The sequence below is a fragment of the Micromonospora sp. ZG13 genome (genome assembly GCF_059359355.1).
The window spans coordinates 1-25,000 of record NZ_JCADBQ010000007.1; the positions used below are offsets into that span (position 1 = coordinate 1).

General features: G+C 72.7%; 22 protein-coding genes. 12 read left to right on the plus strand and 10 right to left on the minus strand.

What is annotated here, in order from left to right:
* A partial coding sequence (locus tag AC5L34_RS16505; RefSeq protein WP_494825775.1) for a glycogen/starch synthase occupies positions 1-233 on the minus strand: 233 nt, incomplete at its 3' end.
* A 330-nt stretch (positions 234-563) separates the two neighbouring features.
* Between AC5L34_RS16505 and glgX the strand changes: the two genes are divergently transcribed.
* Genes glgX through treZ form a run of 3 tightly spaced genes read left to right on the plus strand, consistent with a single transcriptional unit; the run spans position 564 to position 6,737 of the window.
* Positions 564-2,681 carry a glycogen debranching protein GlgX gene (glgX, locus tag AC5L34_RS16510; RefSeq protein ID WP_441178226.1) on the plus strand — a complete coding sequence of 706 codons (2,118 nt, stop codon included), beginning with the start codon at positions 564-566 and terminating at the stop codon, positions 2,679-2,681.
* Position 2,682: 1 nt separating this feature from the next.
* Entirely contained in the window at positions 2,683-5,007 is a 2,325-nt protein-coding gene (treY, locus tag AC5L34_RS16515; RefSeq protein WP_494825777.1) for a malto-oligosyltrehalose synthase, read from the plus strand.
* Positions 5,004-6,737: a malto-oligosyltrehalose trehalohydrolase gene (gene treZ / locus AC5L34_RS16520; RefSeq protein ID WP_441178228.1), complete on the plus strand. Its 1,734-nt coding sequence runs from the start codon at positions 5,004-5,006 to the stop codon at positions 6,735-6,737. Before treY ends, treZ begins: the two co-directional genes overlap by 4 nt.
* A 77-nt stretch (positions 6,738-6,814) precedes the next feature.
* Here treZ and AC5L34_RS16525 read toward each other — a convergent pair whose 3' ends face one another.
* Positions 6,815-7,690, minus strand: a complete 876-nt coding sequence (locus tag AC5L34_RS16525; protein ID WP_494825779.1) for an alpha/beta fold hydrolase — start codon at positions 7,688-7,690, stop codon at positions 6,815-6,817.
* A 379-nt stretch (positions 7,691-8,069) separates the two neighbouring features.
* On the opposite strand from AC5L34_RS16525, the gene AC5L34_RS16530 reads away from it, so the two are divergent.
* The 3 genes from AC5L34_RS16530 (at position 8,070) to AC5L34_RS16540 (ending at position 10,616) form a co-directional block, all read left to right on the plus strand.
* Positions 8,070-9,212, plus strand: coding sequence for a helix-turn-helix domain-containing protein (locus tag AC5L34_RS16530; protein WP_494825781.1), 1,143 nt, complete (start codon positions 8,070-8,072; stop codon positions 9,210-9,212).
* A gap of 113 nt (positions 9,213-9,325) precedes the next feature.
* Entirely contained in the window at positions 9,326-9,487 is a 162-nt protein-coding gene (locus tag AC5L34_RS16535) for a hypothetical protein (protein ID WP_441178231.1), read from the plus strand.
* Positions 9,474-10,616, plus strand: coding sequence for a helix-turn-helix domain-containing protein (locus AC5L34_RS16540; protein ID WP_441178232.1), 1,143 nt, complete (start codon positions 9,474-9,476; stop codon positions 10,614-10,616). Before AC5L34_RS16535 ends, AC5L34_RS16540 begins: the two co-directional genes overlap by 14 nt.
* 56 nt (positions 10,617-10,672) lie before the next feature.
* Here the strand turns inward: AC5L34_RS16540 and AC5L34_RS16545 are convergent, their stop codons facing one another.
* Together AC5L34_RS16545 and AC5L34_RS16550 are read right to left on the minus strand one after the other, a co-directional pair.
* Positions 10,673-11,155: a cation:proton antiporter regulatory subunit gene (locus tag AC5L34_RS16545; RefSeq protein WP_494825783.1), complete on the minus strand. Its 483-nt coding sequence runs from the start codon at positions 11,153-11,155 to the stop codon at positions 10,673-10,675.
* A gap of 110 nt (positions 11,156-11,265) precedes the next feature.
* Positions 11,266-12,201 (minus strand): aminoglycoside phosphotransferase family protein, encoded by a 936-nt coding sequence (locus tag AC5L34_RS16550; RefSeq protein ID WP_494825785.1) that lies wholly within the window; start codon positions 12,199-12,201, stop codon positions 11,266-11,268.
* A gap of 330 nt (positions 12,202-12,531) precedes the next feature.
* On the opposite strand from AC5L34_RS16550, the gene AC5L34_RS16555 reads away from it, so the two are divergent.
* Positions 12,532-13,545 (plus strand): trypsin-like serine peptidase, encoded by a 1,014-nt coding sequence (locus AC5L34_RS16555; RefSeq protein WP_441178240.1) that lies wholly within the window; start codon positions 12,532-12,534, stop codon positions 13,543-13,545.
* A 99-nt stretch (positions 13,546-13,644) separates the two neighbouring features.
* Here AC5L34_RS16555 and AC5L34_RS16560 read toward each other — a convergent pair whose 3' ends face one another.
* A complete protein-coding gene (locus AC5L34_RS16560; protein ID WP_494825787.1) occupies positions 13,645-14,490 on the minus strand; it encodes a CHAP domain-containing protein in 846 nt (281 codons plus the stop codon).
* A 144-nt stretch (positions 14,491-14,634) separates the two neighbouring features.
* Positions 14,635-15,627, minus strand: a complete 993-nt coding sequence (locus AC5L34_RS16565; RefSeq protein ID WP_441178236.1) for an alpha/beta fold hydrolase — start codon at positions 15,625-15,627, stop codon at positions 14,635-14,637.
* A 173-nt stretch (positions 15,628-15,800) separates the two neighbouring features.
* Between AC5L34_RS16565 and AC5L34_RS16570 the strand changes: the two genes are divergently transcribed.
* The 3 genes from AC5L34_RS16570 (at position 15,801) to AC5L34_RS16580 (ending at position 18,828) form a co-directional block, all read left to right on the plus strand.
* Positions 15,801-16,436: a TetR/AcrR family transcriptional regulator gene (locus AC5L34_RS16570; RefSeq protein WP_441178237.1), complete on the plus strand. Its 636-nt coding sequence runs from the start codon at positions 15,801-15,803 to the stop codon at positions 16,434-16,436.
* Positions 16,437-16,675: 239 nt separating this feature from the next.
* Positions 16,676-17,629, plus strand: coding sequence for an SRPBCC family protein (locus AC5L34_RS16575; protein WP_441178238.1), 954 nt, complete (start codon positions 16,676-16,678; stop codon positions 17,627-17,629).
* A 26-nt stretch (positions 17,630-17,655) separates the two neighbouring features.
* Entirely contained in the window at positions 17,656-18,828 is a 1,173-nt protein-coding gene (locus AC5L34_RS16580) for a zinc-dependent alcohol dehydrogenase (RefSeq protein WP_089000665.1), read from the plus strand.
* Between the two features lie 77 nt (positions 18,829-18,905).
* On the opposite strand, the gene AC5L34_RS16585 is transcribed toward AC5L34_RS16580, so the two are convergent.
* On the minus strand, positions 18,906-19,925 hold the full coding sequence (locus AC5L34_RS16585; protein WP_494825790.1) for a hypothetical protein: 1,020 nt from the start codon (positions 19,923-19,925) through the stop codon (positions 18,906-18,908).
* Between the two features lie 779 nt (positions 19,926-20,704).
* Between AC5L34_RS16585 and AC5L34_RS16590 the strand changes: the two genes are divergently transcribed.
* Positions 20,705-21,391 carry a GNAT family N-acetyltransferase gene (locus AC5L34_RS16590; RefSeq protein WP_494825792.1) on the plus strand — a complete coding sequence of 229 codons (687 nt, stop codon included), beginning with the start codon at positions 20,705-20,707 and terminating at the stop codon, positions 21,389-21,391.
* Positions 21,392-21,460: 69 nt separating this feature from the next.
* Here AC5L34_RS16590 and AC5L34_RS16595 read toward each other — a convergent pair whose 3' ends face one another.
* Positions 21,461-22,939, minus strand: a complete 1,479-nt coding sequence (locus AC5L34_RS16595) for a glutamate-cysteine ligase family protein (RefSeq protein WP_441177500.1) — start codon at positions 22,937-22,939, stop codon at positions 21,461-21,463.
* 183 nt (positions 22,940-23,122) lie between these two features.
* Here AC5L34_RS16595 and AC5L34_RS16600 point away from each other — a divergent pair, with 183 nt between their 5' ends.
* A complete protein-coding gene (locus AC5L34_RS16600; RefSeq protein WP_089000664.1) occupies positions 23,123-23,461 on the plus strand; it encodes a DUF3817 domain-containing protein in 339 nt (112 codons plus the stop codon).
* Positions 23,462-23,465: 4 nt separating this feature from the next.
* On the opposite strand, the gene AC5L34_RS16605 is transcribed toward AC5L34_RS16600, so the two are convergent.
* The gene (locus AC5L34_RS16605) at positions 23,466-24,326 is read right to left on the minus strand and encodes an alpha/beta fold hydrolase (protein ID WP_441177499.1); all 861 of its coding nucleotides are present in this window, start codon (positions 24,324-24,326) and stop codon (positions 23,466-23,468) included.
* A 123-nt stretch (positions 24,327-24,449) separates the two neighbouring features.
* Positions 24,450-24,998, minus strand: a complete 549-nt coding sequence (locus tag AC5L34_RS16610; RefSeq protein WP_363895301.1) for a hypothetical protein — start codon at positions 24,996-24,998, stop codon at positions 24,450-24,452.
* Positions 24,999-25,000 lie beyond the last annotated feature (2 nt).

Below are 25,000 nucleotides of genomic sequence, written 5' to 3' on the forward strand. Positions count from 1 at the left end.
ACGACGGTGACCTCGTGCCCGGCGGCGGCCAGGGCGACCGACAGGGCGTGCACGTGCCGGCCGAGCCCGCCGACCAGGACCGGCGGGTACTCCCAGGAGAGCATGAGGATGCGGCGCGTCTGCGGGGGCGTGCCCGGTCCGGCCGCCGTCGGGATCTGGGGCCGGGAGGTGAGGGTGGGCCGGTGGACCCGACCCGGGGTGGTGGTGGGCTGCTCGACCCGCAGGGTCGTCACATCAATCTCCGTCCATGCATGGTGGAACGCGCCGACGGCGGTGGCGGCGAAACAGTGGTGGGGATGGCCGAAGGGCCGACGGGAGACGCGCGGGCGCGCCCCGCGACAAGCAAAAGGCATCCGGGCCGATCCCGCATCTCGAAAGGGGCCAAGGTGACGGAGGACACCTGAAAGTCCCGGGTCGGGTCAGTCGGGTGGATTCCGGTCATCGACCGATCGGGTGGATTGGCGGCGGAACGTGCGGGGCAATACCCGCGCACGCGCCGCCGGCCCCCGCCGTGTGGTGCGCTCATGGTGCGGTGCGCGCTCATGATCTCGCGAAGGAGCGACATGCAGGTCTGGCCGGGTGAGCGGTACCCCCTCGGGGCCACCTACGACGGGATGGGCACCAACTTCGCCATCTTCTCCGAGGTGGCCGAGCGGGTCGAGCTGTGCCTGTTCGACGAGTGGGACACCGGGGCGGAGCGGCGCGTCGAGCTGCGCGAGGTCGACGCGTACGTCTGGCACGCGTACATCCCCGGCATCGAGCCGGGGCAGCGCTACGGCTACCGGGTGCACGGCCCGTACGACCCGGCGAACGGGCTGCGCTGCAACCCGGCCAAGCTGCTGCTCGACCCGTACGCCAAGGCGGTCGACGGCGACGTGCGGTGGGACCCGGCCGTCTACGACTACGAGCACGGCGACCCGGAGCGGATGAACACGACCGACTCGGCGCCGTTCATGCCGAAGTCGGTGGTGGTGAACCCGTACTTCGACTGGGGCAACGACTCGCCGCCGCGCATCCCCTACCACCACTCGGTGATCTACGAGGCGCACGTGCGCGGCCTGACGATGCGCCACCCGGACATCCCCGAGGAGCTGCGCGGCACGTACGCGGGCCTCGCCTCGCCGCCGATGATCGAATACCTGACGAAGCTCGGCGTGACCGCCGTCGAGCTGATGCCGGTGCACCAGTTCGTGCACGACCACCGGCTGACCGACCTGGGGCTGCGCAACTACTGGGGCTACAACACCATCGGCTTCTTCGCCCCGCACCACGGCTACTCGGCGCTCGGGCACCTCGGCCAGCAGGTGCAGGAGTTCCGCGGCATGGTCAAGGCGCTGCACGCCGCCGGCATCGAGGTCATCCTCGACGTGGTCTACAACCACACCGCCGAGGGCAACCACCTCGGCCCGACGCTGAGCTTCAAGGGCGTCGACAACGCCAGCTACTACCGGCTCAGCGAGGACGACCGCCGCTACTACGTCGACTACACCGGCACCGGCAACAGCCTCAACGTGCGCAGCCCGCACTCGCTGCAACTGATCATGGATTCGTTGCGCTACTGGGTGACCGAGATGCACGTCGACGGGTTCCGCTTCGACCTCGCCGCCACCCTGGCCCGCGAGTTCTACGAGGTCGACCGCCTCTCCACCTTCTTCGAGGTGGTGCAGCAGGACCCCGTGGTCAGCCAGGTCAAGCTGATCGCCGAGCCGTGGGACGTCGGCCCGGGCGGCTACCAGGTGGGCAACTTCCCGCCGGTGTGGACCGAGTGGAACGGCAAGTACCGCGACACCGTGCGCGACTTCTGGCGCGGCGAGCCGGCCACCCTGGCCGAGTTCGCCTCCCGCATCTCCGGCTCCGCCGACCTCTACCAGGACGACGGGCGCCGCCCCTTCCACAGCATCAACTTCGTCACCTGCCACGACGGGTTCACGCTGCGCGACCTGGTGTCGTACAACGACAAGCACAACGAGGCCAACGGCGAGGACAACCGCGACGGCGAGAGCCACAACCGGTCCTGGAACTGCGGCGTCGAGGGCGACACCGACGACGAGGCCGTACGCGCCCTGCGGGCCCGGCAGCGGCGCAACTTCCTGGCCACCCTGGTGCTGTCGCAGGGCGTGCCGATGATCGGCCACGGCGACGAGCTGGGCCGCACCCAGCGCGGCAACAACAACGCCTACTGCCAGGACAGCGAGCTGGCCTGGATCGACTGGGACGACGCCGACACCGAGCTGCTGGAGTTCACCCGCAAGCTGGTCGACTTCCGCCGCCGCCACCAGGTGTTCCGCCGGCGGCGCTTCTTCACCGGCCTGCCGGTGCGCTCCCGGCTGGTCGACGAGCCCCTGCCGGACCTGGCCTGGTACACCCCCGACGGGCGGGAGATGACCGGCGAGGACTGGGGCAACGACTTCGGCCGCTCCGTCGCGCTTTTCGTCAACGGCGAGGGCATCCGCGAGCGCGGCCCGTACGGCCAGCGGCACGTGGACGCCTCCTTCCTGCTCTGCTTCAACGCCCACGACGCGCCGCTGGACTTCACCGTCCCCGGCCCCGAGTTCGGGCAGCGCTGGGAGATGGTGATCAGCACCGCGGAACCGGAACCGGAGAAGACCACGGTGGTCGAGGCGGGGGGCAGCCTCTGCGTACCCGACCGCTGCGTGGTGGTGCTGGAGAGGACGGCCTGACATGTCGAGCACCCCTCGACCCGACGCGCCCCGCGTGGGCGCCACCTACCGGGTGCAGGTGCGCCCCGGGTTCGACCTGGACGCCACCGCCGAGCTGGCCGACTACCTGGCCGGCCTCGGCGTCACCCACCTCTACAGCGCGCCCCTGCTCACCGCCACCCCCGGCTCCGCGCACGGCTACGACGTGGTCGACCACCGCGCCGTCAACCCGGAGCTGGGCGGCGAGGCGGCCCGGCAGCGGCTGCTGCGCGCGCTGCGCGCCGCCGGTCTCGGCCTGGTCGCGGACATCGTGCCCAACCACGCGGGGGTGGCCGTGCCCGCCGCGAACCCCGCCTGGTGGGACGTGCTGCGCCGGGGCCGCGACTCGGCGTACGCGGGCTGGTTCGACGTCGACTGGGACCGGGGCCGGCTGCTGCTGCCGGTGCTCGCCGACTCCCCGGACGCCCTCGACGATCTCAAGGTCGCCGACGGGGAACTGCGCTACCACGAGCACCGCTTCCCGATCGCCGACGGCACCGGCGACGGCGACCCCCGGCAGGTGCACGACCGGCAGCACTACGAGCTGGTCTCCTGGCGGCGCGGCGACGCCGAGCTGACGTACCGCCGGTTCTTCGCCGTCTCGGACCTGGCCGGCCTGCGGGTGGAGGACCCGGAGGTCTTCGCCGCCACCCACGAGCTGGTGCTGCGGTGGGCGGCGGCCGGCGAGGTCGACGGCATCCGCGTCGACCACCCGGACGGGCTGCGCGACCCGGCCGCCTACCTGGCCCGGCTGCGCGCCGCCGCGCCCGACGCGTGGCTGGTGGTGGAGAAGATCCTGGAGTACGGCGAGGAGCTGCCGGACTGGCCGGTGGACGGCACCACCGGCTACGACGCCCTCGCCGCCGTCTGCGGGCTCTTCGTCGACCCCGACGCCCAGGGCGACTTCACCGCCCTCGACACCCACCTCGTCGGGCGGCACACCTCCTGGCAGGACCTCACCCACGACACCAAGCTCGCCGCCGCCACCCGGCTGCTGGCGACCGAGCTGAACCGCCTCGCCGCGCTCGCCGGTGACGTCGAGCGCGACGCGGCCCGGGCGGGGCTGGCCGAGCTGGCCGCCGCCTTCGCCGTCTACCGGGGCTACCCGCCGCACGGTGCCCGGCACCTGGCCGCCGCCCGCGCCGAGGCCGGCCGCCGCCGCCCCGACCTGACCGCCGCGCTGGACGCGCTCACCCGCCGGCTGCGCGACCCCGACGACGAACTGGCGAAGCGCTTCCCGCAGTTCACCGGCGCGGTCATGGCCAAGGGGGTGGAGGACACCGCCTTCTACCGGTGGAGCCGCTTCGTCGCGCTCAACGAGGTCGGCGGCAGCCCCGCGCACTTCGGCGTGCCGCCGGCCGAGTTCCACCGCTTCGCCGCCGCCCGGCAGGTGCGCTGGCCGGCGAGCATGACCACCCTCTCCACCCACGACACCAAGCGCTCCGAGGACGTCCGGGCCCGCCTCGCCGTACTCAGCGAGCTGCCCGGGCGCTGGGCCGACCTCGTGGGCCGGTGGACGGCCCGCGCGCCGCTGCCCGACCCCGCCTTCGCGCACCTGCTCTGGCAGACCGCCGTGGGCGCCTGGCCGATCGAGCGGGAGCGGCTGCACGCGTACGTCGAGAAGGCCGCCCGCGAGGCGTCGGCCGCCACGAGCTGGGCCGACCCCGACCCGGTCTTCGAGCGGGCCATGCACGACGTGGTCGACGCGATGTACGACGACCGGCAGCTGCACGCCGAGCTGACCGCCTTCGCCGACGAGATCGCCCCCGCCGGCTGGTCGAACTCGCTCGGGCAGAAGCTCGTGCAGCTCGCCATGCCCGGCGTGCCCGACACCTACCAGGGCACCGAGCTGTGGGACAACTCGCTGGTCGACCCCGACAACCGCCGCCCGGTCGACTTCGCCGTACGCCGGGAGCTGCTGGCCCGCCTCGACGCCGGCCCGCCTCCGCCGGTGGACGCGGACGGCGCGGCGAAGCTGCTCGTGGTGTCGCGGACCCTGCGGCTGCGTCGCGACCGCCCGGAGCTGTTCACCGGCTACCGGCCGGTGCCCGCGCACGGGCGTGCCGGGCGGCACGCGCTGGCCTTCGACCGGGGCGGCGCGGTCGCGGTCGCCACCCGGCTGCCGCTCGGGCTGGCCCGCGCCGGCGGCTGGGGCGACACCACCCTGTCACTTCCCGTTCACGAGGTGACCGACCTGTTCACGGGCCGGTCCTACAGTGGCGGGCAGACCCTGCTGGCCGACCTGCTGGCCACCTATCCCGTCGCGCTGCTGGCTCCCACCGCCGAGTCCGTGGAGGCTTCGTCATGACCGAGTTCACGGTGTGGGCGCCGCAGGCCGCCCGCGTCCGGCTGCGCCTGCCGGGCGCGGCCGACCACGAGATGCGCGCCGGCTCCGACGGCTGGTGGCGGGTCGAGGTGCCCGCCGCCGGCCCCGGCACCGACTACGCCTTCCTGCTCGACGACGACGAGCGGGCGCTGCCCGACCCCCGCTCGCCCTGGCAGCCGCACGGCGTGCACGGGCCGAGCCGCCGCTACGACCACGCGGCGTTCGAGTGGACCGACCAGGCCTGGACCGGCCGGCAGCTGCCCGGCGCCGTCCTCTACGAGCTGCATGTCGGCACGTTCACCCCCGAGGGCACCTTCGACGCCGCCATCGGCCGCCTCGACCACCTCGTCGACCTCGGCGTCGACATGATCGAGCTGCTGCCGGTCAACGCCTTCAACGGCGAGCACAACTGGGGCTACGACGGGGTCTGCTGGTATGCCCCGCACCAGCCCTACGGCGGGCCGGACGGCCTGAAACGACTGGTCGACGCCGCCCACGCCAAGGGCCTGGGGGTGATCCTCGACGTCGTCTACAACCATTTCGGGCCCTCCGGGGCCTACGCGCCGATGTTCGCGCCGTACCTCACCGAGCAGAGCAACACCTGGGGCCGCACCGTCAACCTCGACGGCCCGCACTCCGACGGCGTACGCCGCTACATCGTCGACAGCATCCTGATGTGGCTGCGCGACTACCACGTCGACGGCCTGCGGCTCGACGCCGTGCACGCCATGCCCGACTCCCGCGCCACCGGATGGCTGGAGGAGGTGGCGATCGAGGTCGAGGCGCTCTCCACCCACCTGGGCCGGCCGCTGTCGCTGATCGCCGAGTCCGACCTCAACGACCCCACCCTGATCACACCGCGCGAGGCCGGCGGCTTCGGCCTGCACGCCCAGTGGAACGACGACGCCCACCACGCCCTGCACACCCTGCTCACCGGCGAGCGGCAGGGCTACTACGGCGACTTCGGCTCCCTCGAATGCCTCACCGACGTGCTGACCGGCGGGTTCTTCCACGCCGGCACCTGGTCCAGCTTCCGCAACCGCCACCACGGGCGGCCCGTCGACCGGCAGCGCACGCCGGGCCACCGGTTCGTCGCGTACCTGCAGAACCACGACCAGATCGGCAACCGGGCCACCGGCGACCGGATCTCCGCCACCCTCTCCCCGGGGCTGCTGCGCGTCGGCGCGACGCTGCTGTTCACCGCCCCGTTCACCCCGATGCTCTTCATGGGGGAGGAGTGGGCGGCCAGCACCCCGTGGCAGTTCTTCACCAGCCACCCCGAGCCGGAGCTGGCGACCGCCGTCGCCACCGGCCGCAAGCGGGAGTTCGCCGCCCACGGCTGGCCGGAGGGCGACGTGCCGGACCCGCAGGACCCGCAGACCTTCGTCCGCTCCCGGCTCGACTGGGCCGAGCTGGACAAACCCGAACACCGCGAGATGTACGAGTTCCACAAGCGGCTCATCGCGCTGCGCAAGAGCCGGGCCGACCTGACCGATCCTCGGCTGGACCGGGTCGACGTCCGCCCCGGCGACCAGTTCCTGGTGATGCGCCGGGGCGAGACGCTGGTGGCGGCGAACCTGGCCGCCAAGCCGCAGCGGATCACGCTGCCGGGGGTGGCGCGCCGCGTGCTGCTCGCCACCGGCGAGGGGGTCACCGTGATGCGCGACCGCATCGAGCTGCCGGCGGAGACGGCGGCCATCGTGGCGCTCTGAGCGGCGCTCGACGTCGCTTCACCGCCGGCAGTGGTGCCGCTGCCGGCGGCGATCGGCCTGCCCACCGCCGGCGCTGGTCAGCCGGCGTCCAGCACCTCACGCAGCTTGGCAGCGAACTCGGCGGGCTTGCCCGCGTAGCCGAACTCGCCGCCGAGGAAGCCGCCGTGGTGGCTCGGGAACACCACGGCCTCCTGGCCGAGCAGCTCCGCGGTGGCGACGGCCGTACGCGCCGTGTAGGTCCCCGCCGTCTCCTCGCCGACCGCGATCACGATCCGGGTCGGCGCCGCCGTGAGCGCCGCCGCGTCGGGCCGGTAGTCGCTGATCGCCCAGGAAGCCTTCGACAGCAGCGGATCGTCGCGGGAGCCGTCGTCCTCGCTCGGCATACCGAACGCCGCCGGTTCGGGCGCGGGCTGGGCGAAGTAGGCGTCGGTGAACTCGCCCTGCCAGGAGACCATCGCCATGAAGGCGGCCATGCCCGCGCCGCCGCCCTTCGTCTGGTACGCCTCGTGGAAGGCCGCCCGCGCCCGCTCGGCCGCCGCCGCGTCGGGAAGCACGGAGTTGATCGGCGGCTCGTGCGCCACCAGCGTGCCGACGTCGCCGGGGTGGGACGCGACCAGCTCCAGCGCGGTCACCGCCCCGCCGCTGCTGGCGAACACGTCGACCGGAGCCGCGCCGAGCGCCTCGATCAGCAGGTGCAGGTCGGCCGCCTGCTGCTGCGGCGTGTGGTCCGTCCGACCGTCGCTGCGGACGCTGCGGCCCAGCCCGCGCGGGTCGTAGGTGACGACCATCCGGTCGGTGAAGTGGGCCGCGAGCGCGCCGAAGCCCTCCGCCGTCATCGGCTGGCCGATCATGAGCAGCGTCCGGTGCTCGCCGGTGGCCGACTGGGGTTCGCGTACATCGTAGACAAGGTCGACGCCGGGCACGGCGAGTGTGTGGGTCTCCATCGTCGTCATGCCGGCGAGCGTACGACCGGGGGGTGACAGCTCGGGCGCCACACGCGGGAGGGGTACCCACCTGCCTCGGGCACCGGCACCGGCGTCAGGATCTGCGGTATGGAGTTCTTCTGCTACCACCGCGACCGGGCCGGCTCCTGGCCCTGCTGACCCCGGACCGGTACGCCGGGATCGAGGTCCACGCGTGCGCGTTCGGCGGGCGACCGTGACTTGTTGGTGCCGGACCCGTTCGGCGGCAGTGCGGCTCATGAAGCTGTGCCAACTTGGTGTGGGGCGGTTGGTCACGGTGCCTCCGATCGCCGGGTAGGAGTACGGTCGATGACCGCAGGGTCGCCGGCTGTAGTGACCGCCGAGGCTGACGTGACGTAGGAGAGCCGCAATGCCCCCACGCGCAAGGACGATCGTCGACCCAAGGTTCGGAGCCGAGCTGCGACGGCTCCGCGAGGCGCGAGGCATGTCGTTGCGGCAACTCGCGGCCAGTGTGAACTATGGCAAGAGCCTCATCCACCAACTGGAGGTGGGACGGACGAAGCCCACGGTGGACATGGTTGTCCGGCTCGACAACGCGCTTCAAGCACACGGCGCCCTGACCGGGCTGGTCGCTGACGCGCCCGATGGTGGTGAGCGCCTGGCGTATGTGACGACGCATCCACGTCGGGTCGACCACGCTGCGGTGCGAGCGCTCGCCGGTCTGCTCGCGGGTTACCGGCGGCTGGAGGACGCCATCGGTTCCGGGCCGATCATGGCCCCGGTACGCGCCCACCTCGACACCGTTGCCTGTCTGCTCAGGGACGCTCGGCACGATGTGCGGCCGAGTGTGCTCGACATGGCGGCGCAGTGGGCACAGTTCGCGGGTTGGCTGAGCATCGCGCGGGGAGAGGAACGTGCGGCAACGGTGTGGCACGCGAGGGCCTTGGACTGGGCGACCGAGGCCGGCAACACCGATCTCGTCGCGACGGTGCTGTTTTTTCAGGGACACCAGGCGGAGCTGCGCAGCGACCTGCCCGCGATGATCAGATCCTCCCGAGCCGCGCGGCGGGACCAAGCCGTGAACGCGGCGCTGCGGGCTTACTGCGCCGGGCAGGAGGCCAGGGGCCTCGCCATGGCCGGGGCTGGGACCTCCGAAGTGCTCGCTTGCCTGTCGGAAGCGTCGGACGTCTCGGCCCAAGCGGCGGAAGAACCGCTGTCCCCGTGGGGCTACTGGTACACGCCGTCGTTTTTCACCGTGCAGGAGGGCATCGTCTGGCGATACCTCGGCGAGGCTGACAGCCGCGCCAACGACCGGGCGCTGGCGTTGCTGACGGCCGGTGTCGCGGGGGTTAACCAGGAGGCAAGCGGAGCGGACTGGCACGGTCGCAACCTGGTGCATCTCGCCGTGGCGCAGGCGCAGGATGGTGACACGGCGGCGGCCCGTGAGACCTTGGCGACGGCCGACGCCATCGCGACTGCCGCTGCCTCCCGACAACTGTCTAGTGAGGTGGCCGAGGCAGCCCACCGGCTCGACCTGTCCGCGATGCCGTAGCGGACGCGTTTCGCCTGCTCTGCCACCCACCGCCCAGCACACGATGACCGTGGGTGACGGCGACATGGCGGTACTCCGATCCGTCGTCGCGCCCTCGATCGATGGAGGTGCGGATGGGAGTCGACGGTTCGGCGAGCCGGGGCGAGCAGGTCGACGCCGCGGAGCGGGAGGCGGCCAAGCAGCGCCTCCTGGACCAGGCCGAGGCGGAGCGCGTACCGGTGGAGGAGACCACCCGGGCGGTGCCGGACCGGCGGTGGCGGCGTGACCAGCGCTGACGAGCCGATCGGTCGCCGCGTCGCCCGCTGGCGGGCGCGGCGGCGGATGACGCAGCAGATGTTCGCCGACCGGCTCGGCAGGTCGAAGAGCTGGGTGGACAAGACCGAGCGGGGCGTACGGCCGCTCGACCGGTACCCGGTGATCCAGGAGATCGCGCGGGTGCTGCGGGTCGACCCGCTGGTGCTGCTCGGCGAGCACCGCCCGCCGCCGATCGGGACCGGCCCGGTGGACGGGGTCGACGGCATCCGGGCCGCCCTCGCCCGCTACGACGAGCATCGCGCGACGACGTCGGTGGCGGAGACGGGCCGGCACGTCGCGCACGCCTGGCTGACCTACCAGCACGCGCGCTACGCCCAGGTGGTGCGGCTGCTGCCGAGGCTGCTGCACGCCGCGCAGGGCGTGCGGGCGCAGGAGCCGGGGTTGCTGGTGCAGGCGTACCGGATCACCTCGTCGGTGCTGGTGAAGCTCGGCGAGGCCGACCTGGGGTGGCTGGCCGCCGACCGGGCGGTGGGGGTGGCGGGCGGCGATGCGGCGCTGGCGGGGGCGGCGGGCGTGTCGGTCGGTCAGGCGTTGCGCGCGCTGGACCGCGACCGGCTGGCGCTGGTGGCGACGCTGGCCGCCGCCCGACGCGCCGCGCCCGCGTCGGAGGCGGTACACGGGGCGTTGCTGCTCCAGGCCGCGCTGGCCGCCGCCGGCTGCGGCGACGCCCACCGCAGCGAGGAACTGGTCGAGCGGGCCGCCGAGCTGGCCGTGCGGGTCGCCGGGGACGACCCGCACCGGACCGGCTTCGGGCCGGGCGCCGTCGAGGCGGCCCGGGTGGTGGCGGCCCTCGAACGGGGGGACGCGGGGGAGGCGGTGCGCCGGCACGAGCAGGCGGTACGGGGACCGGCGTGGCAGCGACTGCCGGCCGGGTGCCGGGCCGCGTGCCTGGTGGACGCGGCGCGGGCGTACCTCCAGGTCGGCGACCTGTCCGGGGCCGGGCGGGCGCTGGTCGAGGCCGATGCCGTCGCGCCCGCCGAGGTCCGGTGCCGGCCGCTGGCGCGTACGGTCGTCGCGGAGGTCGCCCGGGCCCACCCGGCGCCGGCCGGCGTGGCGCGCCTGGCGACGCTGGTCGGCGTGACCCGCTGACCGGACCGGCACCGGGGCGTGCGGCAAACGACCAGCGTGCCGCCGGCGGTGGCGGGTCAGCCGTTGGTGAGGAGCTCGCGGATCGCGACGAGGCTGGCGCCGTCGCCGACGGCCACCAGCGAGTCACCGGACTGGAGGGTGAAGTCGGGACCCGGCGACGGGATCACGCGACCGTCGCGGACCACCGCGACGATCGACGCGCCGGTGCGGGTCCGCGCGCGCGTGTCACCGAGGTTGCGCCCGAGGTACGGCGAGCGGGCGGGGATCGGCATGCGGACGGTCTCGACGCCCTCCAGCGGCGGGACCAACTCCGTCAGGTTGTCCATGACCAGCGGAAGGCCGAGCAGGTCGGCGATCGTCCGCGCCTCCGTGCTCTCCAGCGTCAACGTGTGCTGGACGGTCTCGGGGTCAGCGGGGTCGTAGAGCACGATGTCGCGTCGGCCGTCGAAGTGCACGATGACGGCGCCTCGCTGGCCCGTCCCCGTGACGAACGAGTACGACTCTCCGACGCCGAACAGCCGGGTCCTCTCCAGGTCCACGTTTCCACCTTCCGAGGCGACCGCCGTAGTCGGATACCTGGACACCCAGCCTAGTGCTCCGGCCGGGATCGCGACGATGGCGGTGCTGGCCAGCCGGGCGTGGTGGCTGCTCACGGCTTGGCTGTGGTGGCGCCGGCCGTGTAATCGGAGAAGATCTCGCCGAGGACGCGCAGCGCGCTCGCGGCCTGCGCGTCGGCGTCGCCCAGGGCGTGGGCGCAGGTGACGAGCGTCTTCCAGAGGGCCCAGCCGCGCCCCCGCGCCCATGTCGCCTCGTCGACCGACAACCGCTCCCGGAACGCCTGCCGACCGTCGGCGGTCAGCAGTGTCCACGCGATGGCCAGGTCGCAGGCGGGATCGCCGACGCCACTCGTGCCGAAATCGATGACAGCCGCCAGCTCTCCATCGATGAGCAGGAGGTTTCCCTGGGCGACGTCACCGTGGAACCAGCTGTCCACACCGTCCCAGCGGGCGTCGCATGCGCCCTGCCAGATCTCGCGGGCCAGCTCGACGTCGACGTGGCCGTCGAGTGCCGTGAGCGCGCGCTGAGCTTCCCCCTCGTAGGTGCGCAGCGTGCCACCCCGGAACCAGTTGTGCTTGCCGGGGCGGGGACCGTCGGTGGTGTCGACGCTCTGAAGGGCCGCCAGGAACCCGGCCAGGTCGAGCGCGAACCGGACCGGGTCCGCGATGCTGTCCGCGCTCGCCGGCTCGCCGTCGAGCCACGGGTACACCGACCACGGGTAGGGGTAGCCCGCGCCGGGGCCGCCTCTCGCCAGCGGGGTGGGGATGGGCAGCGGGAGCCGGGGGGCGAGGCGTGGAAGCCACCGGTGTTCCTTGTCGACCGCCAGGGCGTACTCGGCTGCGCTGGGCAGACGCACCGACATCCGCGTGCCGAGGTGGAAGGTCCAGTTGTCCCAGCCGCCGTTGGCGACGGGCCGAACCGGGAGGCCGGCCCACTGAGGGAACTGGTCAGCGACGAGCCGACGCACCTGGTCCGCGTCGACGGTGAGGCGTTGGGGTGCGGGGCCGAGGTGCGGGGTGTTGCTCACTGAGACATCCTTGCCCGTCCGACGACGAATAGTGCGCTTGGCGCCACCACCGTAGTCGTCTGAGGCTGACGGTAGGCAATCGCAATTCCCACCTGTCGACAGCAGAGCGCGCCCTCAAATCGAGAGCGCGGATTCGCGGCAATGGGATTTGCGAGGTCAATTTCGAGGCTTCTGTTCGGGGTGGGCACGCTTTGTTTGTCACCGGCGGTGGGCGTTTCCGGTCGCCGGGGAGCCAGTGTCAATTACCTGTCATTCCATTACGTTGCGATCAAAGTAATTCGATCGATAGGTTTCGCTGGTCCTAGTTGGAGTACCCGAAAAAGGGGGCACCTGTTGAGATCAACCCTACGCTGGTCCGCATCGGCCAGCCTGGCGCTCGCGCTGGTACTGACCGTCCCGGCGGTCGCCCAGGCGAAGCCCACCGCGGTCGAGAAGAACGGCAACACCACCACCGTCGCCCGCACCAGTGACGGCCGCGCGATCACCAACGAGAAGATCGCCGAGGAGGTCGCCGCGTTCTGGACGCCGCAGCGGATGGCGAGCGCCGTCGACCTGGACATCGCGAAGTCCGCGAACGCCACCGAGTCGCTGAGCCGGGCGCCGAAGCCCGACGGGCCGGCCGGCTCGGTCGCGCCGGTGCGGCCGAGCGTCGCCAGCGGTGCCGACGTCGGCATCCAGCTCAACGAGTCGGCGGTCGTCGGCAAGGTCTACTTCACCACCCCCAACGGCGGCGGCGCCTCCTGCTCCGCCAGCGCGGTCGCCAGCGGCAAGGCGCGACTGGTCATGACCGCCGGGCACTGCGTGCACCAGGGCGCCGGCGGCCAGTGGTACAGCAACTGGCAGTTCGTGCCGCGCTACCGCGACGGCGCGCGGCCGTTCGGCACCTTCGTGGCCTACCAGCTCACGGCCCGCACCGCGTGGATCAACAGCAGCAGCTACGACGAGGACATGGCCATCGCCATCATGCACAACGGCGGTAACTGGGGCCTGAAGGTCGTCGAGACGGTGGGCGGCCACGGCATGCGCTGGAACTGGGGCTACAACATCTCGCTGATGACCGCGCTGGGCTATCCGTCCAACCTCGGCGGCGGCGAGAGCCAGTACTACTGCCAGAGCGGCACCTGGCACGCAGGTGGCCAGCAGATCCGGATGTGGTGCAACATGACCTACGGCTCCAGCGGCGGTCCCTGGCTTCAGGAATACAACGACCAGAATGGTCTCGGATTCATCAACAGCGTCGTGAGCCACGGCGACAACCCGGGCAACGGCCAATTCGACGGGCCGTACTTCGACGACGACATCAAGAGCCTCTACGACTTCGCGGAGGGTCTCTCCCCGGCGTAATGGTAGGTGATCGGCAGAGCCCCGGCCGTGCGGCCGGGGCTCTGCGCGCGGGTGCTGCGTCCTCGGCGCACGGTGTGACCGGCGATCCGAGGCGGCGGGTCACTTGAAGCGGATGAACTTCGAGAACTGGTTGTTGGCGGTTCCCACGGACACCGTCCGATGGCTGTACCTGTCGGCAGAGACGTAATTGTACTCGTCGATCTCGAAGGTGCCGTTCGCGTTCACCCTGGTCACGAAGGCGACGTGGCCGTAGGTGCCGCCCAGGCGCACCGCGACGTCACCGGCCCTCGGGCTGTTGTGCACCGGTACGCCGGCGCGTCCGGCGGCCGCCACCCACTCCTTGGCGTTGCCCCACCGCGCCTGGCCCTTGTACTGGTTGTGGAAGGCGACGCCGACGCGGCTGCGCAGCGCCCAGGCCACGAAACTGGTGCACTGCCCCTTGTAGAAGTTCCACGGGTCGATGCCCGACGTCTGCCCCTTGTACGGGTAGTCGTCCCTGGCCGGGTAGCTTCCCCCGGCGGAGATGAGCTGGTGGGAGGCGTTGTTGTTCTTCAGCGTGGAGTTGAGGTTCTTCTTCGCCCCGGCCGCGAAGTCCTGGTACGCGTGCGAGCCGTTGTAGCCGGTGTTGTAGTAGACGCGCACGGTCTTGCCGGTGCGGTTCCACGCCGAGGCGGCGTTGTTCTTGATGCACTGGCCCTTGCCGCTGCCGGCGCCCTTGAACTCGTAGCAGCCCGGCTGCGTCGAGCCGTAGTCGGCCAGCGAGCCGGCGTGGTCGGAGACCGAGCCCGCGTGGTCGCTGTTGAAGTAGTAACAGAACTCGCCGGCGTTGCACGTGCCGTCGCGCGACGCGGCCTGGGCCGGCGCGGCGACCGCCAGGACGCCGAGAGTCGCGCTGAGCACGCTCGCACTGAGGGCGCCGAGGACGCGAGCGGTGACCGTGGGCATGATCACTTCCCTCCTAGGGGTGAGGAGGGACCCACGCTACAAGCCATCGATCGATCGCCATACCCCTCAATCGGGGGCGGGTCCGGCGCTCGCGCCGCGATCCGGGACCGGGAGCGGCGGCCAATCGGGCGGGCGGGTCGCGCGTCAGGGCAGGGGTGCCAGGTGCGCGGCGATGTCGGCGGCGATCCGCTCCGGATGCTCGCCGTTGATGGCGTGCGAGGCTTCGGGGTAGACCTTCACCACGGCGTGCGGCAGGACGCGCCGGGCGTGCGCCGCCCCGGCCGCGGTGTCGTGCATCCGCGACCTGCCGGCGAGCAGGGTGAGGACCGGCACCCGCACGCCGGCGAGCTGTTCGTCGGTGAGTCGTTCGGGAGCGGAGAGCTTGAGCACGTACGACTGCATCCCGGCCTCGATCATCTCGGCGACCGGGACGTCCTCGACCGGCGCCCCGTTCGCCGTCCAACTCGCGAAGTCGTCCCGCCAGGACCGGGGGAACCAGCGCACGCTCGCCGGGATGGAGCGGACGATCGCCGCCGGCGACAGATCGGTGAAGACCAGGACCGGATCCAGCAGGACCACGCTTGCGACCTTCTCCGGCCGGTGCGCCACGAGGTTCATCGCGGTCCAGCCGCCGATGGACAGGCCGAGCAGGTGCAGCCGCTCGTCGGGCAGGCCCCGCAGCAGCTCGTGCAGCCACTGCGCGTGGTCACGGGCGGAGCCGATCGGTCGCTGCTGGACGCTCATGCCCGGCTCGCCGAGCAGGTCCACCGTGTACACGCTCCGCGTGCGCAGCAGCGAGGGCAGGTTGTCGGCCCACACGGGGGAGGGCGCGGCCCGGCCCGGCAGCAGCAGCAGCGGAGCGGCGGGGGAGGAATCGGCGCCGGCGAAGTGGTAGACCCGGACCACCCCGAAGCTGGTCCGCACGTCGAGCGTGCGGTCCGGCTGGGGCAGATCGGCCATCGCCCGTTCGTAGGCGCGTAGGAAGCGGTCCTGCGCCCGCGCGGAGACGTAGTAGCCGACGGGCGCGGGGTGGTGCAGGGCGACCCCCGCGGCCACCGCCAGGGTGGTGACGAGCGCGACGCCGCCGCCGACGATCCAACGCCGGCGATGCCTGATCCGAGGTACGCGTACTCGCATGGTGCCCACCTTCCGTTGCCGTGGTGGTCGTGGACGTCGCTGTCCACCCCAGGATTCTACCGCTCGGTCAGATTTTCTACCATGCGGTAGAAAATCCGACCGGGTGGTTACCCTTCTCCGTGCCGCGGCTACCCTGGCCGGGCAGGGCCGCCACGACACTCGAGGGACGCCGAATGACGCCGGACGCCGCCACCCGCAAGGACCGGTCGCGCCGGCCGCTGACCATCACCGAGCAGGCCCGTCGCGCCCAGCTCATCCGGGTGACCACCGACCTCGTCGCCCGCCACGGCTACGCCGGCACCTCGCTGGCGCGCATCGCCGAGGCGGCCGGCCTGTCCAAGGCGGCGGTGCTCTACCACTTCCCCTCCAAGGACGCCGTGGTCCAGGCCGCGTACGCGGCGGTGATCGAGGCCCTCACCACCGACGTCGGCGCGGCCGTCGAGCGCGCCCGCGGGGCCGCCGCACTGGAGGCGTACGTCCGCTCGCTCGTCGCCCACCTGCGGGAGCACCCCGAGCACGCCCGCATGATCATCGAAGCCATCACCGAGGAGACCGGCATCACCGACGGGCCGGACGCGCCCAGCCGGCGGCAGAGCGTCGTGGACCTCATCGAGGCGGCGCGCTCGGCCGGGGACTACCGCGAGGACACTGACGCCGAGCTGCTCGCCGTCATGGTCAACGGCGCGATCGACGCCATCGTCGCCGAGCAGCTCGCTCGACCCGGGTTCGACGGCGCCCGCGCCGCCGAGGAACTGATCGCGATCCTGGACCGGGCGTACCGCCGCCGGCCGGAGCCCGACGCGCGCTGACGGGTACGGCGGTGCCCGCCCGCGCCGCAGCGGTGCCGGCGGCGACCGTGCCCGGCGTGCGCGAGGCGGTCGTCGGCGCGGCCCCGGCCGAGGGGCGGAAACAGGGCGGGTAGCGGGCGTCGGGTTGTGGGCCGATTCGGGGTTCGTGGGGCGATTCCCGGGCATAGCGTCAGGCGTGACGGCTTCCCGCCGCCGGGCCCACCCCGGGGCGGGCCAGGACGATCTGACGGTGGTGCGACGTGGACGAGACCGATCCGATGATGCTGGACCAGCGGAACCGACGTGCCCGGGGCACCGGGCTGCCCCGGGCGCTGGGCGTGGTCAGCCTCGCCCTCGGCGCGGGCGGGCTGCTGGCCCCGCGCGCGGTGGCCCGGCTGACCGGTGTGGACGACTCACCCATGGCGCGTACGGTCATCCCGGCCGTGGGCGCCCGCGAGCTGGCCCACGCGGCCGGCCTGCTCGCCGGCCGCCGGCCGGTCGGCTGGACGTGGACCCGGGTGGCCGGCGACGCCATGGACCTCACCATGCTCGGCCGGGCCTGGGCGGACCGGTGCGGCGAGCGACGCCGGCGGGTCGCCCTCACCACCGCCGCCATCGCCGGCATCGCCGCCGTGGACCTGTTCGCCGCCGTACGCGCCGGGCGGGCCCAGGCCGCGCGCCGGCGGGTGATCGACATGGAGGTCGCGGTCACCGTCAACCGTTCCCCGGCCGAGGCGTACCGGTTCTGGCGGGACCTGGAGAACCTGCCCCGGTTCATGACCCACCTGGAATGCGTACGCGCCGAGGACCTGCGCCGCTCGCACTGGACCGCGCGCGGACCGGCCGGCCGCCCGGTCGAGTGGGACGCGGAGATCGTCGACGATCAGCCCAACCGGTCGATCGCCTGGCGCTCGCTGCCCGGCACCCGGGTGCCCAACGCCGGCCGGGTGCGGTTCGTGCCCGCCCCGGGCGACCGCGGGACCGAGGTCCGGGTGCGGCTGCGCTACGCCCCGCCGGCCGGCGCGCTGGGTCGGGCGGTGGCGAAGCTGTTCGGCGAGGAGCCCGAGCAGCAGGTCCGCGACGACCTGCGCCGGTTCAAGCAGGTGGTGGAGACCGGCGAGGTGGTCCGCTCCGAGGGCAGCCCCGACGGCATCTCCGTACGCCAGCAGGTCATGCAACGCCCCGCCCAGCCGCTGCCCATCGCCCGCCGCTGACCGCCCGTGACCCGAGAGGACGAACGATGAAGGCCACCGCCTGGATGGGCAAGGACAGCGTCAAGGTCGTCGACGTGCCCGACCCGACCATCATGAACGCCCGCGACGCGATCGTACGGATCACCTCGACCGCGATCTGCGGCTCCGACCTGCACCTCTACCACGGCTACATCCCCGCCATGCGCAAGGGCGACATCCTCGGCCACGAGTTCATGGGGGAGATCGTGGAGGTCGGCCCGCAGGTGCGCAACCTGCGCCCCGGCGACCGGGTGGTCGTGCCGTTCCCCATCGCCTGCGGCCACTGCTCCTCCTGCCAGCGCGGCCTCTTCTCGGTCTGCGAGAACTCCAACCCCAACGCCGGTGTGGCCGAGAAGATCATGGGTCACTCGCCGGCCGGCATCTTCGGCTACTCCCACCTGCTCGGCGGCTACGCCGGCGGCCAGGCCGAGTACGCCCGGGTGCCGTTCGCCGACGTCGGCCCGATCAAGGTGCCCGACGAGGTGCCCGACGACCAGGCGGTGATGCTCGCCGACGTCCTGCCCACGGGCTACATGGGCGCGGAGATGTGCGACATCAAGCCGGGCGACGTGATCGCCGTGTGGGGCGCCGGCCCGGTGGGGCTGCTCGCCGCCGCCAGTGCCCGGATGCTCGGTGCGGAGCGGGTGATCGTCATCGACCGGTACCCGTACCGGCTGCGGCTGGCCGAGGAGCACGCCGGCGCGGAGACCATCAACTACGACGACACCGACGTGCTCGACGCGCTCAACGAGATGACCGCCGGCCGGGGACCGGACGCCTGCATCGACGCCGTCGGTCTGGAGGGGCACCACGGCAACACCGCCGTGTACGCGTACGACCGGGCCAAGCAGGCCGCCCGGGTCGAGACGGAGCGGCCGTTCGCGTTGCGTCAGGCGATCCTCGCGTGCCGCAGCGGCGGCGTCGTCTCGGTGATCGGCGCGTACGGGGGCTTCGTCGACAAGTTCCCGATGGGCGCGTTCATGAACCGCTCGCTGATCATGCGTACGGGTCAGTGTCACGTCCAGCGCTACACGCGTCCGCTGCTCGAGCGCATCCAGCGCGGGGACATCGACCCCAGCTTCATCATCAGCCACCGGATGCCGCTGAAGGACGCCGCCAAGGGATACAAGATCTTCCAGAAGAAGCAGGACGAGTGCAGCAAGGTCGTCCTGAAGGTCTGAGCGGGAGGGCGGGCAGCGCCGGGGCCCGACCCCGGGGGCGGCGGGCCTCGCCGTCCCCGGGACTCGTCAGCGCCGGCTCAGGCCCAGGGGGCCGTCGGATACCAGGGGATGATCTCGCGGCGGGCGAGCAGCCGCACGTCCCAGTAGAGGAACGTGAAGGCGCCGGCGACGATGAACGCGACCGCGGTCAGCACCGCCAGGCGGCTCGGCCGGGCGCTGAACCAGCGTTGCAGGCGGGTGCCGGCGAGCCAGGCCAGTAGCAGGAACAGCACCGCCATGATGACGATGTTGCCGAGGGACTGCAGCGTGAACGCCGCCGCCCCGTAGAGCGGGTTGCCGCTCTCGGCGGCGTCGCGGAACATCTGCCGGAACAACGCGAAGGGCCGGCCGATCAGGAAACCGGCGATCAGCGCGCCCATGAAGACCATCGGGGCGTTGGGGAACCGTCGGGCGATCCGGGCGAACGGATCCGGCACGACGCCCAGCGCGGCCAGACCGAGGTAGATCATGATGAGCCCGATCGCGCCGAAGACCACCATGGACTGGATGCTCCTCGGCGACAACCCGCCGGGGGCGTTGGGCGCGGTGGAGAACTGCGGCATCGAGGTGCCGACCAGGCCGACGACCGCGCCGTAGGCGGCGGACACGGCGACCATGCCCACCGACATCCAGCCCAGCGGCTTCAGCGGCGCGACGATCCGGCTGAACCGGCTGCCCGTCGTGCCGGTCAGCGGGGCCAGCGCGCCGAACGCGGCGATGTTGCAGGCGGTGAACGTGCCCGCGATACCGGAGACGAAGGCGAACAGGATGCCGGCCGCGATGCCCTGGATGGGCGTCTCCTTGGCGTCGTGGCCGAGCAGCGTGTTGGCGACGTTGTCGCCGATGGTGCGGTCCACGAACTCCGCCGACCAGATGACGGTGAGCAGGAACCCGCCGAGGACGCTGAGGAGGATGATCAGCCCTCTCCGCCGGGGGAAGTGCCCGTTGACGAACGCGGACGTCCCGCTCCGCGTGGCGTCGGGGCCGAGCGGCGTGGTGCCAGGCCCGCGCCGGGCGGGCGCGGCGGGCGGCTGGGAGGACCTCTGGGTCTGCGTCACATGCGCTCCTCGTGTGGTGGGGGAGGGAGGGGCCGGCGCAGGGAAACCCGGGCGCCGCGCCGACGCCTGCGGGCCGCGTCGATGACCATCGATCGATGTGTAAGCGTCAGCGCGGCCCTCCGGACCCGATCGGCGCCGGTCGATGTCCGCGTTTCATCATGGGGTGGCCGCCGTCGGCCCGGTTCTTCCATCGTGCGCAATCTCCCCGGCCGTTCGCCCCGGTCAAGGCGCCGGTCAACTCCGGAACGGTCCCAGCCGCCGCCCTCCCGCCCGCGCCAAGCCGGCCCGGCCCAGCCCCGCGCGGCCCGGCCCGGCCTGCCTGGCTTGGCCTGGCTTGGCCCGGCTTGACTCGACCCGGCTTGGCCCAGCCCCGCGCAGGGGTGCCCCGGCGCGGTTGGTCAGGTCTGGCCGAGGGTGGGGTGGTGTCCGTCGGTCCTGTCGAACTGATGTCGTAGACGATTCAGCCGGTGCCCCAGGGCCGCCCCGCTGCGGTGACGACCGGCGGACGCCGGGAGCCGTTCGGGTGGGCCGTCGGGGAAGGGCTGCGGGGCGGTGCCCGCCGTCTGGCTTGAGTCGTCTACGACATCAGCTCGACAGGGCGCTCGACGCGCCCCGGTGACCCCGCGGAGACAAGGATCAGCGCTGGCAGGAGGGCGGCCTGGCCGTGGCGGAGGGGGGCAGCGTGGGCTGCGGTGCGGGACAAGGTCGACTGCGGCGGTCTTGTTGCCAAGAGCTTGCAATAAGGTGGGACGAACGATGTCGCCGCGAAAGGAGTCCGTATGCCGGACGCGCTCACCCGGGCGGCCGTGGACGGTCCGCCGTGCACCGTGGCCGAGCTGATGATGGCCTGGGGGAGCGGCTGGGCCGTGTCCCGGGGCACTCCCGCCCCCGTGGAGATCCCCGGCGGCTTCCGCGTCGACGTGGGCCTGCCGGGCCATCGCGTACGCCACGTGCTGCATACCTACGATGCCGGGTCGCTCGGACGGCTCGGCCGGGAGTTGACCGCGCCGGGCACCTGGATCAAGGTCAGCGGGGATCGGGCAGGGCTGCGCGCCGCCCTGTCCGACGCCTGGACGATGGACCGCGCCGGACACCTCATGAGCGCACCGCTGACGCCGGGTGCGGTCGAGCCGCCCACACCGTACGCGATGCGGGTCGTCGTCGAGGGCGGGGTAATCGTCGCGACCGTCCTCGACGCGTCCGGGCGCCGGGCGGCCTCGGGGCGGCTGGGCGGCGCGGGGGAGTTCGGGACCGTCGACCAGGTCGAGACCGAGCCCGCGCACCGGCGGCGCGGGTTGGGCAGCGTGGTCATGCGCGCGCTCGGCGACCACGCGGCGAGGCGCGGGATGCGCACCGGGATCCTCGTCGCCACCGACGACGGACGCGCCCTGTACCGGGCGCTCGGGTGGACGGTGCGCTCGGAGGTGTCGGGGGCGTACCTCAGGGAGGCGCCGGGCCCGTCCTGACGGGCGGCCCGGCCGGACGACACCGACGGCGGACGGCCACCCGACGGGCCACTACCCGGCGGCGACCGGTCAGGGGATGGGCCACTCGTGGACCGGGCGGTTGCTGTGCATCAGCGTCACGTAGTGCCGCACCACCTCGCGCAGTGCCTCCGGCCGGTCGAGGTGGTCGGCGGACTCCAGCCGATGCAGGGTCTCCACCTGCCAGCTCGCGCCGTTGCGGCCGGTCAGGCAGCGCTGCTCGATGATGCCGAGCAGCCGGTCCCGCTCGCTCGGGTCCAGGCCCCACCGGTCCAGCCCGTGGTGGGCCAGCGGCAGCAGCCGGCGCAGCACCAGCTCGGTGACCGGGAGATAGCCCAGGCCGGGCCAGAAGACCTGGGCGTCGATGCCGTGCCGGGCGCAGGCGTTGAAGTTCTCCTCGGCCGCGCTGAACGACATCTGCGACCACAGCGGCCGGTCGGCCTCGGCGAGGGCCCGGACGAGGCCGAAGTAGAAGGCGCCGTTGGCCACGGTGTCGAGCACCGTCGGCCCGGCCGGCAGCACCCGGTTCTCCACCCGCAGGTGCGGGCGACCCTTCAGCACGTCGTACACGGGGCGGTTCCAGCGGTAGACGGTGCCGTTGTGCAGTCGCAGCTCGGCGAGCTTCGGCACGTCCCCGCGCGCCAGGGCCTCGGCCGGGTCCTCCGCGTCGCAGACGGGCAGTAGCGCCGGGAAGTAGCGCACGTTCTCCTCGAACAGGTCGAACACCGTGGTGATCCACCGTTCGCCGAACCACACCCTCGGGCGTACGCCCTGGGCCTTGATCTCCTCCGGCCGGGTGTCGGTGGCCTGCTGGAACAGCGGGATGCGGGTCTCCCGCCACAGCTCCCGGCCGAAGAGCAGCGGCGAGTTCGCGCCCAGGGCCACCTGGATGCCGGCGACCACCTGCGCGGCGTTCCAGTAGTCGGCGAACTGGGCGGGGCTGACCTGGAGGTGGAACTGGGTGCTCGTGCAGGCCGCCTCGGGCGTGATGGTGTCGGCGGTGACCGCCAGCCGTTCCACGCCGTTGATCGCGATCCGCAGGTCCTCGCCGCGGGCGGCGAAGATCTGCTCGTTGAGCAGCGCGTAGCGCGGGTTGGCCGACAGCGTCTCGGCGGTCAGGTGCTCCGGGCGCAGCGTCGGCAGGATGCCGATCATCACCATGTGCGCCCCGACGCCCCGCGCCTTGGTCTCGGCGGCGTTGAGGCTGGCCCGTACGCTCTCCTCGAACTCGTGCGTGCCGGTGCCGGCCAGCCGGCGCGGCGCGACGTTGATCTCGACGTTGAACTGGCCCAGCTCCGTCTGGAAGCTCGGGTCGGCGACGGCGGCGAGCACGTCGGCGTTGCGCATGGTCGGCATCGAGTCGTCGTCGACGAGATTCAGCTCGATCTCCAGCCCCGTCATCGGCCGTTCGACGTCGAAGCGGGACTCCCGGAGCATCTCGGCGAAGACGTCCAGGCACCGCCGCACCTTCTCCCGATAGCGGGCCCGGTCCTCACGACTGAAGGTCCGCACCCCGACGTCCTCGCCCATGGTCACCGCCCTGTCACCGTTGGTTCCCCTAACCTCGCACGCCCGGGGCGGGCCGGGGAAGACCCGAAGCTTCTTGTACGTACCCAGCTCGGGCCCGCGTGATCCCTGTCGCCTCCGCCCGTCGTGCCGTCGGCGCGGCCGGCGGGGTGGCTAGCATGTGCGGCAACCGGTGGGGGAGTGACGATGCGCGAAAAGATCACCAGGCTCTTCGTGGCGGCGGCGATCGCCGAGGCCTGCTCCTGGCTGGCCCTGCTCGTCGGCATGGCCGTCAAGTACGGCCCCCCGGGCAACGAGATCGGCGTGCAGATCTTCGGCCCGATCCACGGCGCGCTCTTCGTCGCGTACGGCCTGCTGGTCCTCGCGATGGCCCGGCTGCACCGCTGGCGGCCCTGGCCCACCCTCGTGGCGCTGGCCTGCGCCGTGCCGCCGTTCGCCACCCTGGTCTTCGAGCGCTGGGCAGCCCGGCGCGGCATGCTGCGCACCGCGGGCGAGCCGGACCGCCCGCTGACCCCGGTCGGCTGACGGCTCAGCCGGCGAGGAAGTCGGCGAGCGCGGCGGCGAGCTGCTCCGGGGCCTCCTCGGCCATGTGGTGCCCCGAGTCGATGGCGGCCACCCGCACGTCGTCGGCCCAGTCCCGCCAGATCGCCGCCGGGTCGCCGTACAGGTCGACCATGTCGTCGCGCTCCGACCAGCAGAACAGCACCGGGCAGGCGATCCGCCGCCCGGCGGCCCGGTCGGCGTCGTCGGCCGCCCGGTCCGGGCCGAGCCCGGCCCGGTAGTCCTCACACATCGCGTGCACCGTCGCCGGGTCGTGGATGGCCCGGCGGTAGTCGGCGTACGCCTCCTCGCCCATGGCGGCCGGCGACCCGCCGTACCAGGCGTCCGGGTCGGCGGTGATCACCCGCTCCGCCGGCTTGTCGGACTGGCCCAGGAAGAACCAGTGCCACCAGCGGGCCGCGAACCTCGCGTCGGCGCGGGCGAGGGCCTCCCCGATCGGCACCCCGTCGAGCACGCCCAGCCGGCTGACCCGCCGCGGGTGGTCCAGCGCCGTGCGCATCGCCACGTAGCAGCCCCGGTCGTGCCCCACCACGGCCGCGCGGTCGTGCCCGAGCGCGTCGAGCAGGCCGACCACGTCGCGGGCCATCGCCCGCTTGGCGTACGCGGTGTGCCCGGGGTCGCTCGGCGGCTTCGACGAGCCGCCGTAGCCGCGCAGGTCCGGGCAGATGACGGTGTGCTCGCGGGCGAGCAGCGGCGCGACGCGGTGCCACGTGGCGTGGGTACGCGGATGCCCGTGCAGCAGCACCACGGGCGGGCCCGAGCCGCCGTGGCGTACCCGCAGCCGGACCTCGCCGACGTCGACGTGCTCCAGCGTGAACCCCTCGAACATGGTCCCCACCGTGCCCGCCGCCGCGACGCCGGAAACCGGCCCGCCCCTCGGCCCCGCCCACGTCGCCGGGCGGAGAGCCCGTCCGGCCGCGCTTCCCGGGCGTCCGGCTGCGCCTCCCCGGCGTCAGGTCAGCGTGGACCAGGTCACCAGGACGGCGACCAGCAGCGTGCCCAGCATCGCCTGGAGCAGCAGCGGCGGCCCGAGGTGCGACCACAGGGTGGCCGTACGCGGGGTGAGCAGCTGACCCGTCGTGAGGTTGACGATCCGCTCGATCTTCGGCGGCAGGTCCGGGTCGCCCTGGCGGCGCAGCGTCAACTGCACGTGGTCGGCCGGGTGCAGGGCGCTCTGCGGCAGGTGCCCGTGCAGCTCGACCTCGCAGAGCTGCCCGGCGGCGTCGCGCAGCCGTACGGGGGTGACCAGGTATTCCGGGCCCTTCTTCAGGTCCTTGAACCGCCGACGGGCCGCGCCGGAGCCGGCCGAGAACAGGGAGCGGACGAGCGCCGTCAGCAGGCCGGCGACGCCGGCCGCCGCGAGCACCGCGACCAGCACCGGCTGGCCGATGCGTACCTCGCGCGGATAGCCCTCCATCAGCCGCACGATCCGCCCCGTCACGATGCGGTCGCTCGGGTGGACGATGCGCCGGATGTGCAGGTCGCTGTCCATTTCCACCACCC

What these genes read in the sequence shown, in the direction of transcription:
- glgX (WP_441178226.1), top strand. Translation starts at nt 564, where the DNA reads ATGCAGGTCTGGCCGGGTGAGCGGTACCCCCTCGGGGCCACCTACGAC.
- treY (WP_494825777.1), top strand. Translation starts at nt 2,683, where the DNA reads ATGTCGAGCACCCCTCGACCCGACGCGCCCCGCGTGGGCGCCACCTAC.
- treZ (WP_441178228.1), top strand. Translation starts at nt 5,004, where the DNA reads ATGACCGAGTTCACGGTGTGGGCGCCGCAGGCCGCCCGCGTCCGGCTG.
- AC5L34_RS16525 (WP_494825779.1), bottom strand. Translation starts at nt 7,690, where the DNA reads ATGACGACGATGGAGACCCACACACTCGCCGTGCCCGGCGTCGACCTT.
- AC5L34_RS16530 (WP_494825781.1), top strand. Translation starts at nt 8,070, where the DNA reads ATGCCCCCACGCGCAAGGACGATCGTCGACCCAAGGTTCGGAGCCGAG.
- AC5L34_RS16535 (WP_441178231.1), top strand. Translation starts at nt 9,326, where the DNA reads ATGGGAGTCGACGGTTCGGCGAGCCGGGGCGAGCAGGTCGACGCCGCG.
- AC5L34_RS16560 (WP_494825787.1), bottom strand. Translation starts at nt 14,490, where the DNA reads ATGCCCACGGTCACCGCTCGCGTCCTCGGCGCCCTCAGTGCGAGCGTG.
- AC5L34_RS16565 (WP_441178236.1), bottom strand. Translation starts at nt 15,627, where the DNA reads ATGCGAGTACGCGTACCTCGGATCAGGCATCGCCGGCGTTGGATCGTC.
- AC5L34_RS16570 (WP_441178237.1), top strand. Translation starts at nt 15,801, where the DNA reads ATGACGCCGGACGCCGCCACCCGCAAGGACCGGTCGCGCCGGCCGCTG.
- AC5L34_RS16580 (WP_089000665.1), top strand. Translation starts at nt 17,656, where the DNA reads ATGAAGGCCACCGCCTGGATGGGCAAGGACAGCGTCAAGGTCGTCGAC.
- AC5L34_RS16590 (WP_494825792.1), top strand. Translation starts at nt 20,705, where the DNA reads ATGCCGGACGCGCTCACCCGGGCGGCCGTGGACGGTCCGCCGTGCACC.
- AC5L34_RS16595 (WP_441177500.1), bottom strand. Translation starts at nt 22,939, where the DNA reads ATGGGCGAGGACGTCGGGGTGCGGACCTTCAGTCGTGAGGACCGGGCC.
- AC5L34_RS16600 (WP_089000664.1), top strand. Translation starts at nt 23,123, where the DNA reads ATGCGCGAAAAGATCACCAGGCTCTTCGTGGCGGCGGCGATCGCCGAG.
- AC5L34_RS16605 (WP_441177499.1), bottom strand. Translation starts at nt 24,326, where the DNA reads ATGTTCGAGGGGTTCACGCTGGAGCACGTCGACGTCGGCGAGGTCCGG.